The organism is Methylocystis sp. JR02 (genome assembly GCF_030063565.1).
Classification (GTDB): domain Bacteria; phylum Pseudomonadota; class Alphaproteobacteria; order Rhizobiales; family Beijerinckiaceae; genus Methylocystis; species Methylocystis iwaonis.
Genome location: NZ_JASIRC010000001.1, coordinates 3402813 through 3418008, shown reverse-complemented (window position 1 = coordinate 3418008; position 15196 = coordinate 3402813). Strand labels below are relative to the sequence as shown.

The 15196-nt window shown below is 63.7% G+C and carries 19 protein-coding genes; 6 read left to right on the top strand and 13 right to left on the bottom strand.

Going from position 1 to position 15196, the window contains the following annotated elements; genetic code table 11:
* The 12 genes from rplV to QNA11_RS16205 form a co-directional block, all read right to left on the bottom strand.
* Window positions 1–387 carry a 50S ribosomal protein L22 gene (rplV, locus tag QNA11_RS16260; RefSeq protein WP_202071283.1) on the bottom strand — a complete coding sequence of 129 codons (387 nt, stop codon included), beginning with the start codon at window positions 385–387 and terminating at the stop codon, window positions 1–3.
* Between the two features lie 3 nt (window positions 388–390).
* Window positions 391–669 carry a 30S ribosomal protein S19 gene (gene rpsS, locus QNA11_RS16255; protein WP_016917716.1) on the bottom strand — a complete coding sequence of 93 codons (279 nt, stop codon included), beginning with the start codon at window positions 667–669 and terminating at the stop codon, window positions 391–393.
* 3 nt (window positions 670–672) lie between these two features.
* Complete coding sequence (gene rplB, locus QNA11_RS16250; protein ID WP_165054988.1) at window positions 673–1512, bottom strand: 50S ribosomal protein L2; 840 nt, start codon at window positions 1510–1512, stop codon at window positions 673–675.
* Window positions 1513–1529: 17 nt separating this feature from the next.
* A complete protein-coding gene (locus QNA11_RS16245) occupies window positions 1530–1826 on the bottom strand; it encodes a 50S ribosomal protein L23 (RefSeq protein ID WP_202071281.1) in 297 nt (98 codons plus the stop codon).
* Window positions 1823–2443: a 50S ribosomal protein L4 gene (gene rplD, locus QNA11_RS16240; protein ID WP_202071280.1), complete on the bottom strand. Its 621-nt coding sequence runs from the start codon at window positions 2441–2443 to the stop codon at window positions 1823–1825. The genes QNA11_RS16245 and rplD overlap by 4 nt, the downstream gene beginning before the upstream one ends.
* 3 nt (window positions 2444–2446) lie before the next feature.
* Window positions 2447–3163 (bottom strand): 50S ribosomal protein L3, encoded by a 717-nt coding sequence (gene rplC, locus QNA11_RS16235; RefSeq protein WP_281929298.1) that lies wholly within the window; start codon window positions 3161–3163, stop codon window positions 2447–2449.
* Window positions 3164–3218: 55 nt separating this feature from the next.
* Window positions 3219–3527: a 30S ribosomal protein S10 gene (rpsJ, locus tag QNA11_RS16230; RefSeq protein WP_003613511.1), complete on the bottom strand. Its 309-nt coding sequence runs from the start codon at window positions 3525–3527 to the stop codon at window positions 3219–3221.
* Between the two features lie 115 nt (window positions 3528–3642).
* Window positions 3643–4833, bottom strand: coding sequence for an elongation factor Tu (gene tuf / locus QNA11_RS16225; RefSeq protein ID WP_202071278.1), 1191 nt, complete (start codon window positions 4831–4833; stop codon window positions 3643–3645).
* Between the two features lie 47 nt (window positions 4834–4880).
* Window positions 4881–6956 carry an elongation factor G gene (gene fusA / locus QNA11_RS16220; RefSeq protein WP_283483820.1) on the bottom strand — a complete coding sequence of 692 codons (2076 nt, stop codon included), beginning with the start codon at window positions 6954–6956 and terminating at the stop codon, window positions 4881–4883.
* 27 nt (window positions 6957–6983) lie between these two features.
* The gene (gene rpsG, locus QNA11_RS16215; protein ID WP_202071276.1) at window positions 6984–7454 is read right to left on the bottom strand and encodes a 30S ribosomal protein S7; all 471 of its coding nucleotides are present in this window, start codon (window positions 7452–7454) and stop codon (window positions 6984–6986) included.
* 24 nt (window positions 7455–7478) lie between these two features.
* Window positions 7479–7850, bottom strand: a complete 372-nt coding sequence (rpsL, locus tag QNA11_RS16210) for a 30S ribosomal protein S12 (RefSeq protein ID WP_026015930.1) — start codon at window positions 7848–7850, stop codon at window positions 7479–7481.
* Between the two features lie 439 nt (window positions 7851–8289).
* Window positions 8290–9564 (bottom strand): NRAMP family divalent metal transporter, encoded by a 1275-nt coding sequence (locus QNA11_RS16205; protein ID WP_283483819.1) that lies wholly within the window; start codon window positions 9562–9564, stop codon window positions 8290–8292.
* A 124-nt stretch (window positions 9565–9688) separates the two neighbouring features.
* Here QNA11_RS16205 and QNA11_RS16200 point away from each other — a divergent pair, with 124 nt between their 5' ends.
* Window positions 9689–9928, top strand: a complete 240-nt coding sequence (locus tag QNA11_RS16200) for an HP1242/YdcH family protein (RefSeq protein ID WP_202071274.1) — start codon at window positions 9689–9691, stop codon at window positions 9926–9928.
* 96 nt (window positions 9929–10024) lie between these two features.
* On the opposite strand, the gene QNA11_RS16195 is transcribed toward QNA11_RS16200, so the two are convergent.
* Window positions 10025–10777 (bottom strand): HugZ family pyridoxamine 5'-phosphate oxidase, encoded by a 753-nt coding sequence (locus QNA11_RS16195; protein WP_283483818.1) that lies wholly within the window; start codon window positions 10775–10777, stop codon window positions 10025–10027.
* A gap of 346 nt (window positions 10778–11123) precedes the next feature.
* Here QNA11_RS16195 and QNA11_RS16190 point away from each other — a divergent pair, with 346 nt between their 5' ends.
* The 5 genes from QNA11_RS16190 to QNA11_RS16170 all read left to right on the top strand — a co-directional run bounded on the left by QNA11_RS16190 (window position 11124) and on the right by QNA11_RS16170 (window position 15186).
* Window positions 11124–11822 (top strand): response regulator transcription factor, encoded by a 699-nt coding sequence (locus QNA11_RS16190; RefSeq protein WP_202071272.1) that lies wholly within the window; start codon window positions 11124–11126, stop codon window positions 11820–11822.
* Between the two features lie 15 nt (window positions 11823–11837).
* Window positions 11838–13721 (top strand): sensor histidine kinase, encoded by a 1884-nt coding sequence (locus QNA11_RS16185; protein WP_283483817.1) that lies wholly within the window; start codon window positions 11838–11840, stop codon window positions 13719–13721.
* The gene (locus QNA11_RS16180; RefSeq protein ID WP_283483816.1) at window positions 13718–14170 is read left to right on the top strand and encodes an HPr kinase/phosphorylase; all 453 of its coding nucleotides are present in this window, start codon (window positions 13718–13720) and stop codon (window positions 14168–14170) included. Before QNA11_RS16185 ends, QNA11_RS16180 begins: the two co-directional genes overlap by 4 nt.
* A gap of 208 nt (window positions 14171–14378) precedes the next feature.
* Window positions 14379–14780: a PTS sugar transporter subunit IIA gene (locus QNA11_RS16175; protein ID WP_202071269.1), complete on the top strand. Its 402-nt coding sequence runs from the start codon at window positions 14379–14381 to the stop codon at window positions 14778–14780.
* A 103-nt stretch (window positions 14781–14883) separates the two neighbouring features.
* The gene (locus QNA11_RS16170) at window positions 14884–15186 is read left to right on the top strand and encodes an HPr family phosphocarrier protein (protein WP_202071268.1); all 303 of its coding nucleotides are present in this window, start codon (window positions 14884–14886) and stop codon (window positions 15184–15186) included.
* Window positions 15187–15196 lie beyond the last annotated feature (10 nt).

The window sequence follows — 15196 nt, the reverse complement described above, 5'->3', positions numbered from 1 at the left end:
TTAGGCGTTCGCTTGCGCTTCGACTTCGCGCACGATGATCGTGAGGTTCGAGAAGGGCTTCTCGACCCGGCTCGCGCGGCCGCGGGCGCGGGCGTGGAAGCGCTTCATGACCAGCGCCTTGCCGACATAGGCCTGGGCGACGATCAGATCGTCGACGTCGAGGCCGTGATTGTTTTCGGCGTTGGCGATGGCGCTTTCCAGCGTCTTCTTCACCTCATGCGCGATGCGCTTGCGGGAAAACTCCAGATCGGCAAGCGCGCGGTCGACCTTCTTGCCGCGGATGAGCTGGGCAAGAAGATTGAGCTTTTGCGGCGACACGCGGATCATGCGCGCGACGGCCCGCGCTTCATTCTCCGCGACGCGGGGCGGGTTAGCCTCTTTGGACATTTCTTAGCCCCTCTTCGCCTTCTTGTCCGCCGCGTGGCCGTGGAAGGTGCGCGTCGGAGCAAATTCGCCGAACTTGTGCCCGATCATGTCTTCGCTGACATTCACAGGAATATGCTTCTGACCGTTGTGCACGCCGAAGGTCAATCCGACGAACTGGGGCAGAATGGTGGAGCGGCGGCTCCAGATCTTGATAACTTCGGAGCGGCCGGAGGCGCGCGAGGTTTCCGCCTTCTTCAGCAGATAGCCGTCGACGAACGGGCCTTTCCAAATCGAGCGAGCCATGGATTAGCCCTTCTTCTTGCGATTGTGCCGCGAGGACACAATGAAACGGTCGGTGGACTTGTTGCTGCGGGTCTTCTTGCCCTTGGTCGGCTTGCCCCAGGGCGTAACCGGATGACGGCCGCCCGAGGTGCGGCCTTCGCCGCCGCCGTGCGGATGGTCGATCGGGTTCATGGTGACGCCGCGGTTATGCGGGCGACGGCCAAGCCAGCGCGAACGACCGGCCTTGCCGATCGAGGTGTTCATATGGTCGGGGTTCGACACCGCGCCGATGGTGGCGAAGCACTGGCCGTGGACCAGGCGCTGCTCACCCGAGTTCAGGCGGAGGATGACGTAGCCCTGGTCGCGGCCAACGATCTGGGCGTAGGTGCCCGCCGAACGCGCGATCGCGCCGCCCTTGCCGATCTTCATCTCGACATTGTGGACGATCGTGCCGACCGGGATATTGGCGATCGGCATCGCATTGCCCGGCTTCACGTCGACCTGATTGCCGGCGACCACCGCATCGCCGACAGACAGACGCTGCGGCGCTAGGATGTAAGCCAGCGTGTCGTCCGCATAGCGGATGAGCGCGATGAAGGCCGTGCGGTTCGGATCATATTCCAGACGCTCGACCTTGCCGACGACGTCGAGCTTACGACGCTTGAAGTCGACGAGGCGATAGGTCTGCTTATGTCCGCCGCCACGGAAGCGAACCGTGACGCGGCCGTTATTGTTGCGGCCGCCCTTGGAGCTCTTGCCCTCGGTGAGGGTTTTGACGGGCTTGCCCTTATAAAGATCGCTGCGGTCGACGATGACGAGCTGGCGAAGGCCCGGCGTGACCGGCTTGAATGTCTTCAGCGCCATGGTTCTCTAAGCCTTCCTTACAGTCCGGTCGTCACGTCGATCTTGTGCCCTTCGGCAAGCGTCACGACGGCCTTCTTGACGTCGCTCTGCTGGCCGCGCACGCCGCGGAACGCCTTCACCTTGCCCTTGCGGACAAGCGTGTTCACGGATTCGACCTTCACGTCGAAGAGACCCTCGACCGCCGCCTTGATCTGCGGCTTGGTCGCGGTCTTGGCGACCTTGAAGACCACCTTGTTGTTCTCGGAGGCGATGGTCGCCTTCTCGGTGATGACCGGGGCGACGATCACGTCGTAATGGCGCACGTCCTTGCTCATTTCAGGCGCGCCTCCAGCGCGTCCACCGCTTCGCGGGTCAGGACCAGCTTTTCGCGACGGATAATGTCGTAAACATTGACGCCCTCGACCGGCAGCACGTCGATCAGCGGGATGTTGCGGGCGGCAAGCGCGAAATTCTGCTGCGGCGCGCCGCCGACGATGATGATCGCGTTCTGCAGGCCGGTCTTGGCGAAGCCGGAGGCGAGAACCTTCGTCTTGGCGGCCTCGAGCTCGGCCTTTTCCCAGACGATGATGCCGCCGTCCTTGGCCTTGGCCGAGAGGGCGTGCTTCAGCGCGAGGGTGCGGACCTTCTTCGGCAGGTCGTGCTCATGGCTGCGCACGAGCGGGCCGAAAGCGCGGCCGCCGCCGCGGAACTGCGGGACGCGGGCGGAGCCGTGGCGGGCGCCGCCGGTGCCCTTCTGCTTATACATCTTCTTGCCGGTGCGGGCGATGTCCGCGCGGTTCTTCACCGCATGGGTGCCGGCGCGGCGCTTGGCGAGCTGCCAGCGGATCATCCGGTGGATGAGGTCCGTGCGCGGCTCCAGGCCAAAAATCTCATCGGAAAGTTCGATCGAACCGGCCGCCTGGCCGTCGAACGACGTGACGTCGATCTTCACGGCTCAGTCCTCCTTGTTTTCTTCTTGAGCGGGAGCGGCGGCGTCGGCAAGGCGGAACTTGCCCGGCTGCGGCGCGTCTGAGGGGAGCGCGCGCTTGACGGCGTCGCGGACATAAATCCAGCCGCCGGCGACGCCCGGAACGGCGCCTTCGACGAGCAGCAGGCCGCGCTCGACGTCGGTCTGCACGACGCGCAGATTCTGCGTGGTCACGCGGTCGACGCCCATATGGCCAGCCATCTTCTTGTTCTTGAAGGTCTTACCCGGGTCCTGACGGCCGCCGGTCGAACCGTGCGAACGATGCGAGATCGACACGCCGTGCGACGCGCGCAGACCGCCGAAGCCCCAACGCTTCATCGGGCCGGCGAAGCCCTTACCCGTCGTGGTGCCCGTCACGTCGACGAACTGACCGACAACGAAGTGATCCGCCGTGATCTCGGCGCCGACGGGAAGCAGCGCTTCCTCGTTGACGCGGAATTCGGCGAGCTTCAGCTTCGGCTCGACCTTCGCCGCGGCGAAGCGCGTGCGCTCGGCCTTCGACACATTCTTCACCTTGGCGCGGCCGATGCCGAGCTGAACGGCGGTGTAGCCGTTCTTCTCCTTGGTCCGCTGAGCGACGACTTGGCAGCCGTCCAGCTTCAGGACCGTGACCGGCACATGCTCGCCCGCCTCTGTGAAGACGCGGGTCATTCCGACCTTTTGCGCGATGACGCCCGACCGCATGTTCAATATTCCTTCGCGAAGCGGCGGCCTCTAAAGCGCGCCGCCCAATCCGTTCTTAGAGCTTGATCTCGACGTCGACGCCGGCGGCGAGATCAAGCTTCATCAGCGCATCCACCGTCTGCGGGGTGGGATCGACGATGTCGAGAACGCGCTTATGCGTCCTGATCTCAAACTGCTCGCGCGACTTCTTGTCGATGTGGGGCGAACGGTTCACCGTGAACTTCTCGATCTTGGTCGGCAGCGGAATCGGGCCACGAACCTGAGCGCCGGTGCGCTTCGCCGTGGAGACGATCTCCTTGGTCGACGTGTCGAGAATCCGGTGATCGAACGCCTTCAAGCGAATCCGGATATTTTGACCGTTCATTGCTTCATCCTTTGGGACCGCGATCCAGGAAGATCGCTTCTGGATCGCGAGCCTTCCGACTCGCGATCGTTTTTTCACAAGCGAGCCAGAAGGCTCGCGGTCCAGATCCGCTCAATTACTCGATGATCGAAGCGACGACGCCCGCGCCGACCGTGCGGCCGCCTTCGCGGATAGCGAAGCGCAGCTTCTCTTCCATGGCGACCGGAACGATCAGAGCCACTTCCATCGTGACGTTATCGCCCGGCATCACCATCTCGACGCCCTCGGGGAGCGTCACAATGCCGGTCACGTCCGTCGTGCGGAAGTAGAACTGCGGACGATAGTTGGTGAAGAACGGCGTATGACGGCCGCCTTCTTCCTTGGTGAGGATATACGCCTCAGCCTTGAACTTCGTATGCGGCTTCACCGAACCCGGCTTGCACAGAACCTGGCCGCGCTCGACGTCCTCGCGCTTCGTGCCGCGCAGCAGGCAGCCGACGTTGTCGCCCGCCTCGCCCTGATCGAGCAGCTTGCGGAACATTTCGACGCCGGTCACCGTCGTCTTGGTCGTCGGACGGATGCCGACGATCTCGACTTCCTCGCCGACCTTGACCACGCCGCGCTCGATGCGGCCCGTCACCACCGTGCCGCGGCCCGAGATCGAGAACACGTCCTCGACCGGCATCAGGAAGGGCTGATCCTTCGGACGCTCCGGCTGCGGGATGTAGCGATCGACTTCCTGCATCAGCTTCAGGATCGCGTCATGGCCGATCTCGGGATTCTTGTTCTCGAGAGCGCACAGCGCCGAACCCTTGACGATCGGAATGTCGTCGCCGGGGAAGTCGTACTTCGAGAGAAGCTCGCGGACTTCGAGCTCGACGAGCTCGAGCAGCTCCGGATCGTCGACCATGTCGACCTTGTTGAGGAACACGACGAGCGCCGGCACGCCGACCTGACGGGCGAGCAGAATGTGCTCGCGGGTCTGCGGCATCGGGCCGTCGGCGGCGGAGCACACGAGGATGGCGCCGTCCATCTGCGCCGCGCCGGTGATCATGTTCTTCACATAGTCGGCGTGGCCGGGGCAGTCGACGTGGGCGTAGTGGCGGTTCTGCGTCTCATATTCGACGTGCGCCGTCGAAATAGTGATGCCGCGCGCCTTCTCTTCCGGAGCCTTGTCGATTTGGTCGTAGGCCGTGAACGTCGCCCCGCCCGTCTCCGCCAGAACCTTGGTGATCGCCGCCGTCAAAGACGTCTTGCCGTGGTCGACGTGCCCGATCGTCCCGATGTTGCAGTGCGGCTTGGTGCGCGAGAATTTTTCCTTGGCCATTGCCGTGCTCCTTTAGAGAGTTCCGTTTAACCCGTGCGTTCGTGAGATCAGGCGTATTTCGCCTGGACCTTCTTCGACTCCGCCTCGGGCACTTGTTCGTAGTGATCGAAAAGCATGGTGTAGCTGGCGCGACCCTGCGTGCCGGAGCGCAACTGGTTCACATAGCCGAACATGTTCGCGAGCGGGACCATGGCGTTGATGACCACGGCGTTGGCGCGCATGTCCTGACCCTGGATCTGGCCGCGACGCGAGTTCAGATCGCCGATGACGAAGCCGGTGTATTCTTCCGGCGTCACCACTTCGACCTTCATGATCGGCTCGAGCAGGACCGAGCCGCCCTTCTGCAGGGCCTCACGGGTCGCCGCGCGGGACGCGATTTCGAAGGCCAGAACCGACGAGTCGACGTCATGGAACGCGCCGTCGATGAGCGTCGCCTTGAGATCGACGACCGGGAAGCCCGCGAGGATGCCCGAGGTCGTGACGGACTGAATGCCCTTGTCCACGCCCGGGATGTATTCCTTCGGAACCGCGCCGCCGACGATCTTCGACTCGAACTCATTGCCCGCGCCCGCTTCATTGGGCTCGTAGATGATCTTCACGCGCGCGAACTGGCCGGTGCCGCCGGTCTGCTTCTTATGCGTGTAGTCGATCTCGACCTTCTTGCCGAGACGCTCGCGATAGGCGACCTGCGGCGCGCCGATGTTGGCGTCGACCTTATAGGTGCGCTTCAGAATGTCGACCTTGATGTCGAGATGCAGCTCGCCCATGCCCTTGAGGATGGTCTGGCCGCTCTCCTGGTCGGTCGACACGCGGAAGGACGGATCCTCGGCCGCGAGCTTCTGCAGGGCGATGCCGAGCTTCTCCTGGTCCGCCTTGGACTTCGGCTCGATCGCGATCTCGATGACCGGATCGGGGAACTCCATGCGCTCCAGAATGACCGGCTTCTGCTGATCGCAGAGCGTATCGCCCGTGCGGGTTTCCTTGAGGCCGGCGAGCGCGACGATGTCGCCCGCATAGGCTTCCTTGATGTCTTCGCGGTTGTTGGCGTGCATCAGCAGCATGCGACCGATGCGCTCTTTCTTGTCCTTCGTGGAGTTCAGAACGGTCGTGCCCGACTCGATCTTGCCCGAATAGACGCGCGCGAAGGTGATGGTGCCGACGAAGGGGTCGTCCATGATCTTGAAGGCGAGCATGGAGAAGGGCTCGCTATCCGACGGATTGCGGACCATATCGGCGCCGGTGTCCATGTCGACGCCCTTGATCGCTTCGCGATCGATCGGCGACGGCAGGAAGTCCACGACGGCGTCGAGCAGGGGCTGAACGCCCTTGTTCTTGAACGCCGAGCCGCAGAACACCGGGTGAAATACGATGGCGCGCACAGCCTTGCGGATCAGCGTCTTCAGAGTCGCTTCGTCCGGCTCGACGCCGTCGAGATAGGCCGCCATGGCGTCGTCGTCGAGTTCGACGGCCGCCTCGATCAGCGCCGTGCGATATTCCTTGGCCTTGTCGAGAAGGTCCGCCGGAATCTCTTCATCGTGATATTTCGCGCCCAGGCCCTCGTCTTCCCAGACGACCGCCTTCATGCGGATCAGGTCGATGACGCCCTTGAAGTTGTTCTCGGAGCCGATCGGGAGCTGCACGCAGACCGGACGGCCGCCGACGCGGGTCTTGATCTCTTCGGCGCAGCGATAGAAGTCGGCGCCGATCTTGTCCATCTTGTTGACGAACACGATGCGCGGCACGCTGTATTTGTCGGCCTGACGCCAAACCGTCTCGGTCTGCGGCTCGACGCCCTGGTTGCCGTCGAGAACGCAAACCGCGCCGTCGAGCACGCGCAGCGAACGCTCGACTTCGATGGTGAAGTCAACGTGGCCGGGAGTGTCGATGATGTTCAGACGCTTGCCGTTCCAGAAGGTCGTGGTCGCGGCGGACGTGATCGTGATGCCACGCTCCTGCTCCTGCTCCATCCAGTCCATCGTCGCGGCGCCTTCGTGCACCTCGCCGATTTTGTGGCTCTTGCCGGAGTAATAGAGGATGCGCTCCGTCGTCGTCGTCTTACCGGCGTCGATATGCGCCATGATGCCGAAGTTGCGGTAGTCCTCGATCGGATGCGAGCGGGCCATGACTATAGTCCTCGTGAGAGCTCGGGCTTACCAGCGATAATGCGAGAAGGCGCGGTTGGCTTCGGCCATGCGGTGCGTGTCTTCGCGCTTCTTCACGGCGGCGCCGCGATTGTTGGAAGCATCGAGAAGCTCCGCCGACAGGCGATCGACCATGGTCTTGTCGCTGCGGGCGCGGGCCGCGGTGATGATCCAGCGGATCGCCAGCGCCTGACGGCGCTCGTTGCGCACTTCGACCGGCACCTGATAGGTGGCGCCGCCGACGCGGCGGGAACGGACCTCGATCGCCGGCGCAACATTGTCCAGCGCCTGACGGAAGATCGCCAGCGGATCGCTCTTGGCCTTCGACTCGACCTGGTCGAGCGCGCCGTAAACGATCGCTTCCGCGACCGACTTCTTGCCGTCGTACATGATGGAGTTCATGAACTTCGCGAGAACGATGTCGCCAAACTTGGCGTCTTCGATGACTTCGCGCTTTTCCGCCCGGTGACGTCTCGACATGTGTGTCTCCCTACTTCGGCCGGATTACTTCGGACGCTTCGCGCCGTATTTCGAACGGCGCTGCTTGCGGTCCTTGACGCCCTGCGTGTCGAGCACGCCGCGCAGAATGTGATAGCGAACGCCCGGAAGATCCTTCACGCGGCCGCCGCGGATCATGACCACGGAGTGCTCCTGAAGGTTATGGCCTTCGCCAGGAATGTAGCCGATGACCTCGAAGCCATTGGTCAGACGCACCTTGGCGACTTTACGAAGCGCCGAGTTCGGCTTCTTCGGCGTCGTGGTGTAGACGCGCGTGCACACGCCGCGCTTCTGCGGACAGGCGCCGAGATGGCGGGCCTTTTCGCGATACGTCTTCGGGTGACGCGGCTTGCGGATCAATTGGCTGATCGTCGGCATCAAAAAGTCCTTCGCTTCGCTTCTGACGCGAATGGCGGATGTTCGGGTGAACCCGAGAGCGCATTACTTAAAAACGCGCAAACGAGCGAAGCGCCGATGGCCGCAAGGCCAAGGCGCTCCTAACGCAGAGGACCCCGAGAGACCCGGGATCGTGCCTTCCTGTCCGTCGCCGCAAAGCGACGGGATGATTACCAAACCGACCGAAGCCGGTCTTTACTGGCGGTCACAGGCAAGGCGACAGCGTTTAAGTTCGGAAGATCGAGAGCGAGGCGCTCATCAACGGCGTGAACTTACGGCCTGTCGAAAGTGGGCGGAAACTAATCGCGGCTCGCCATCGCGTCAAGCGAAGATTCAGCGGAAACCAAGAAAAAATCGGCTGTGGCGGCATGCCCGGCGCAAATGTCTTTCTCGGCAAACGCCGCAGCGTGGTTATACCTTATCAAAGGTCAAACCCGAATGTTGAAATTGCAAGCAATAGCACGGCAAACGTCATCGCGGCCGTAGCAATCCAGCCGAGCGCCGACAGCCATTTCGGCGAAACATGAGCGCCCATCGCTCGCGCGTTTCCGGAGACGATCATCATCGCAAATAGGAAGGGCGGCGCAATGATCCCGTTCAGCACCGCCGTCCACAAGAGCATCTGCATCGGCGGTATCGAGGTGAAATCCAGCGCCGCGCCCAAAAGCGTTGCAATGATCACGATCCCATAGAAGCCCGGCGCACGGGCGAAGGGCGCCTCGAGGCTGAATTTTCCGCCGATCACGTCGCTGACCGCATAGGCGGCGGAGCCGGCGAGGACGGGAATGGCCAACAAGCCCGTGCCAATGATGCCGAGCGCAAAAAGAAAGAAGGCGAAGTCGCCGGCGAGCGGCCGCAAGGCTTCCGCTGCTTGCGCCGCCGTGTCGATGCCCGACACGCCATGGGCGTTGAGCGTCGCGGCGGTCGTCAGCATGATAAAAAAGGCGACAAGATTTGAGAGGATGACGCCGACGCCCGTATAGAAGCGCAACCGCCGCAACTCTCTGCGCGCGGAGGCGTCGCGCAAGGGGCCCTTGTGCCCCACCCTCATTTCCTCGATCTCCTGCGCGGCCTGCCAGACAAAAAGATAGGGACTGATGGTCGTGCCGAGAACGGCGACGACCATCATCATCGCCTCGCGGCCCCAGCCGACATTTGGCAGAAAGGCGCCGCGCAAGGCGGCGCGCCAGTCGATCTCCACGGCAAAGGCGGCCGCCACATAGGTGAAGAGCGCGAGCGTCGACCAGCGCAGGAAGCCCGCATAGCGCCGGTAGGGCACGAGGACCTGAGCGAGAAGGCCGGCCGCGCCGAAGGCCAACGCATAGTTGCGCTGGGAGCCCTGCAGAATCAGCTTCAGCGCTTCGCCCATTGCCGCGAGATCGGCGGCGATATTGGCCACATTGGCGACGAGCATCAGCACGACGAGCCCGTGCGCCACGCCTCTCGGCAAATGCGCGCGCGCATTGGCGACGACGCCCGCGCCAGTTATCCGGCCGATGCGGGCGCTCACGAGCTGCACGGCGAGCATCAGCGGCGTCGTCAGCATCACGGCCCAAAGCAAGCCATAACCGAAAGCGGCGCCGGCCTGCGAATAAGTCGCGACCCCGGAAGGGTCGTCGTCCGCAGCGCCGGCGACGAGGCCGGGGCCGAGAAGCTTGCGCCAGCCTGGCGTCGCCGCCTTTTTGTTTTCCGTCAATTAAATGCCTCGCTTGCGCGCTTTCGCCGCAGGACCCGAGGGCTTGGGCTTTGCCCTTGCCGGCCGGTAAAACTGGTTGGGAGACGCACAAGGCGTCACGCGCTTAATTAAGAGGGAGAGAAAAATGAGCCATGTCGCGCATGAACTGCACGAAGAGTTTCCCGAGAAGGCGCAGGCCATCCACGCATTGAAGGCCAGCAACGCGCATTTCGCGCGTCTTGCCGAAGAGTATCACAGCCTCAACCGCACGATTCATCGCATGGAGACGGAGGTCGAGCCGGCGGACGACGCGGCCGTCGAGGCGCTGAAAAAGAAGCGCCTGGCGTTGAAGGATGAGATTGCGGGTCTGATGGCCGGGCTCTGACACGGCTGGACGCGAAGACACGAGCGCGCCTGAAGGCGCGCGGTCCGGGGGCGCGCGCTTGGACCGCGCGCCTTCAGGCGCGCTTTTTAACTTGCATCAACTGCGCGAAACCTGCGCCAACTCGACCAACATCCGCCGCGCATCTTCCGGCGTCTCCACGGCTCTGGGAAAGGCCACCCGCGCCGTTTCGTCGCCGCTGACGAGGTCGAGCCCCTCGGGGTCGATCCCGCTTGCCCGCCATTGGCCGGGCTTGGCCCCGGCGAGCTTCTGCGCATAGAGCGCCAGCGCGTCAGCGTGGTCGGCGTTCATATGTTGGAGAATATCTTCCTCGGCGGCGATCAGCGCCTCGGCGCTATCGACGTTGGTCAAAAGCGGCCCAGGGCCGAAATCCGCAGCCCGGGCGAAGCCGCCGTTGAGATGCACGGCCTCGATCTCCGCCCGCCAGAAGGAAAAGTCGGGAAAATCGGCGTAGAGCTGCGCCTTGGGGTTGCGGCGTAAAAATCGCCCGCGCGCCGCAGGGCTTTGCGTGCGCGCGGCGCGGGCGACGAGCGTCAGGCGCGGATGCGCCATCGGGTCCCCCCGCCCGCCCTGGGCCAGGAGCAGCGAGCAGCGCCCGTCCCGCTCGAGATTGCGCGTGTGCTGGGCGAGCTTCGACAAGAGGAGGATCGGCGTCCCGTCGTAATCCGTGGCGATGGCCGTCAATGTCGCAAAGGGGGCGCCGCTTTCGGTCAATGTGGCCAGGGTGGCGGTTCGGATCGCGCGCAAAAGCCGCTTGGATTCACCCACCGGATCGAAGGCCGGATCCTGCCGCGGATCGCGCGGCGGCGCGGTATCATTTTCTAGCGTCATGATTTTGCCCGCATTTCTAACTCAAAAAGGCGCCGGGTCGCATTGCCGACCAAATGTGTATATAAGAGAGGCGCAAGGCTGTCGCAGACTGGAGCGGGTTCGAAAGACGCGCTCGAGAGATGAACAGGCGCCTCCTCGATGCGCATTAGGCGTTTTTGGCCGTTGTATCGGCCACATTTCAGCCGCGATGGGCCGGGACTCTGATCGGATCGAGAAAAACCGCAGAGTCGCCGGGCGTTACGGACGGCGTCGCCCGAAAGCGTGGGCGCTGCCGGAGTTTTCGCGGATCCTGGAGGATCAGCGAGCGCCGCAAGCGCCCATCGCCGCCAACAGCAAAAGGATGCTCATGCCGACCATCGCTCTCGTCGACGACGATCGCAACATCCTGACCTCGGTTTCCATCGCGCTCGAGGGCGAGGGCTATCGCGTTCAGACCTACACGGACGGCGTCCAGGCGCTCGACGGCTTGCGCGCCAATCCGCCCGATCTTGCCATCTTCGACATAAAGATGCCGCGCATGGACGGGATGGAGCTTCTGCGTCGCTTGCGGCAGAAATCGGACCTTCCGGTGATTTTTCTCACCTCGAAAGACGAGGAGATCGATGAGCTCTTCGGCCTCAAGATGGGCGCCGACGACTTCATCCATAAGCCCTTCTCGCAGCGCCTCCTCGTCGAGCGCGTCAAGGCGATCCTGCGCCGCGCCAACCCGAAGGAAGCCGCCGCGCAAAAGGAAACCGAAGCCAAGGTTCTGGAGCGCGGCGCGCTGGTGATGGACCCGGAGCGCCACACCTGCACCTGGAAGGGCGACCCGGTGGTGCTCACCGTGACGGAGTTCCTGATCCTGCAATCGCTGGCGCAGCGCCCGGGCGTGGTGAAGAGCCGCAATGCGCTGATGGACGCCGCCTATGACGATCAGGTCTATGTCGACGATCGCACCATCGACAGCCACATCAAACGGCTGCGCAAGAAGTTCAAGGTTGTCGACACGGATTTCGAGATGATCGAAACGCTCTACGGCGTCGGCTATCGCTTCAAGGAAATGTAACGGGACGCGCAGCCGATGAGCGCATCCGAGACCGGCGACGTCCTTGCGTCGGGGGCTCCCGAGACCCCGGCCGACGCCCCCGCGCGCGCCGAGACCCAGGGCCGGCCGCCGGCGCGGCGCGCCCGCACGCTGAACATCCGCCTGCGACGCCTGTCGCGGGCGGCGCAGTCGCATCTCTCCTCCTCGCTCACGCGCCGCATCGTCGTCCTCAATCTCGGCGGGCTGGTCGCGCTGCTTGGCGGCTTTCTCTATCTCAACCAGTTTCGTGAAGGCCTGATCGACGCGCGCGTTCAGAGCCTGCAGACGCAAGGCGAGATCATCGCCGCCGCCGTCGCCGCCTCGGCGACGGTCGACACCGACGCCATCACCATCGACCCGGAGAAGCTTCTACGGCTCGCGCCGGGTGAAAGCGCGAGCCCCGGCGAAGACCAGCCGGCGATGGAGTTTTCGCTCAATCCGGAACGCGTCGGCCCGCTGCTGCGCCGCCTCGTCTCGCCGACGCGGCTGCGCGCGCGCATCTATGACCGCGACGGCTATTTGCTGCTCGACTCGCGCTCGGTGTCCGGGCGCTCCAATATTTTGCGTTTCGACCTCCCGCCCTCGCCCAACACGACGACCATCGACGCCTCGTCTTTCCTGCAAAAGACCCTCGACCTTCTGCGCAGGTTGACGCGCCGCCCCGAGCTGCCGCTTTACGAAGACATCGGCATGGGCAATGGCAAGACCTATCCGGAAGTCGTGAGCGCGCTCGAAGCGCGCGCCCATTCGGTCGTGCGCGCCAACGCCAAGGGCGAGACCATCATCTCGGTCGCCGTCCCCGTGCAGCGCTTCCGCTCGGTGCGCGGCGCGCTGCTGCTCTCCACCATGGGCGGCGACATCGACGCCATCATCGCGATGGAGCGTTGGGGCATTATCCGCATCTTCCTCGTCTCGGCGGGGGTGATGCTGCTGCTTTCGCTCTTCTTCACCAACACCATCACCGAACCGATGCGCCTGCTCGCGGAAGCCGCGGAGCGCGTGCGCCGGGGCGCAAAGTCGCGTCAGGAGATCCCGGATTTCTCCGACCGCCAGGACGAGATCGGTCATCTCTCCTGCGCGCTGCGCGACATGACGACGGCGCTCTACAATCGCATCGAGGCGATCGAGCATTTCGCCGCCGATGTCGCGCATGAGCTGAAAAACCCGCTGACCTCGCTGCGCAGCGCCGTCGAGACGCTGCCCATCGCCAAGACGGAGTCTGCGCGCGACCGGCTCCTCGCCATCATCAAGCACGACGTCGGCCGCCTCGACAGGCTGATCAGCGACATCTCCGACGCCTCGCGTCTCGACGCCGAGCTCGCGCGCGCCGATATGGGCGACGTCGATCTGTCGAGGGCGCTCATTACCGTTGTCGACATGGCCCGCGCCGTCGATCGCGGCGACGGGGTCAAGGCCGAGCTGACCATCCGCCATCTTTCGAGCGAGCCCCGCATTCGCTGGCGGGTGACCGGAAACGACTCGCGTCTGGGCCAGGTTTTCAACAATTTGATCGACAACGCCCGCTCTTTCTCGAAGCCCGGCGGCGTCGTGCGGGTGCTCCTTTGGCCCGAACGCGCCAAAGGCCCGGGTGGCGCGCCGATCGACGGCTATGAGATCATCGTCGACGACGACGGGCCCGGCATTCCCGAAGGCGCCTTCGAGCGCGTTTTCGAGCGCTTTTACACCGACCGGCCGGAGCACGGTTTCGGCCAGAATTCCGGCCTCGGCCTCGCCATTTCCCGGCAGATCATCGAGGCGCATGGCGGCCGCATTCGCGCGCTGAACCGAACCCTCGCGCATCCCGACGGAACCGACGAGCCAGAGACTGGCGACAAGGTGCTCGGCGCGCGATTTGTGGTCTGGCTGCCGGCGACGCGATGAGCGCCCAATATATCCACGCCAATGCGCTGGTTCTGGGCGAGACAGGGGTGCTGCTGCGCGGCCCCTCCGGAAGCGGGAAAAGCGCGCTCACCCTCGCTTTGATCTCGCGCTATCAGTCGCAGGGCGATTTCGCCCGCCTTGTCGGCGACGACCGGGTGAGTGTGGAGGCGTTGAACGGACGCCTCGTCGCGCGGCCGCATCCGGCCATTGCCGGCGTCATCGAAATCCGCGGCCACGGGCTGTCGCGCATCGACTATGAGGCCGCCTGCGTCCTGAACGCCATTGTCGATCTTTGCGCGCCCGACGATCCCCCCGCGCGCCTGCCGCAGGAAGCGGAAAAATATGCCGCGCTGCACGGGATTGTTCTGCCACGCCTCTGCACGCCGGATTGCGGCGATGTCTCAGTTGCGCGAATCATCTTTTTCATTCAATCAATTGCGACAATTTGACATGCGATCGCGATTTTCGCTTGCGAATTTCGCCGCAACGCACAAAATGGCGCCCCTGACGCGCGCCCAGGAAAAAAGAGGATGGGCGGGGCGGCTGAGCTTGTATATGCTGTCGTCAGGGGACGAGAAGCGACGGCAAGCTTATGTAGGAACCCCCGTTGTGGGGCCATCGCGTAGCGCGAGACGTCTTCATGAGTGGTAGGGTCGAATGATCGGAATGGTCTTGGTGACCCATGGCCACCTCGCCACGGAGTTCCGCGCGGCGCTCGAACATGTCGTGGGTCCTCAAAAACAGCTCGTTTCCATTTCAATCGGCCCCGAGGACGACATGGAGCGTCGCCGGGCCGAAATACTCGACGCTATCCATAACGCCGACAGCGGCGACGGCGTCGTTCTGCTGACCGACATGTTCGGGGGAACGCCGTCCAATCTTGCAATTTCAGTGATGAACGGCGGCAATGTCGAGGTTCTCGCCGGCGTGAACCTCCCCATGCTGATCAAGCTCGCCTCGGTCCGGGACAGCGCGACTTTGGAGCAGGCGGTTCTGCAGGCGCAGGACGCCGGCCGGAAATATGTCTATATCGCCAGCCGCGTGCTCAACCCCAAATGACGCTCCAAGTGGCGCCGCGAGTGACGTCTCAGAGCGGCCTTTTCCAGAGCGCTTTTTTCAGCTAGCCCTCCCCTACCGAGAAACCTAGCGAAGCGATCTTCCTATGCCTAATGCTGATGAGCGGGCGGCCGAGGCCGTCATCTCCCGCGATTTGCCGATTATCAATAAAAAAGGCCTCCACGCCCGGGCGACGGCGAAATTCGTCCAATGCTGCGAAAAATTCGACGCCGAGATTACAGTCTCCAAGGACGGCGAGACGGTCGGGGGCAGCTCGATCATGGGCATTCTGACGCTGGGCGCCGGCCAGGGCTCGACGATCACCGTCACTGCAAACGGCCCTCAGGCCGAGGAAGCGATCGAGGCGCTCGACGCGCTCGTCGCCAACCGCTTCGGCGAGGACGAGTAGCGCGCGCCGG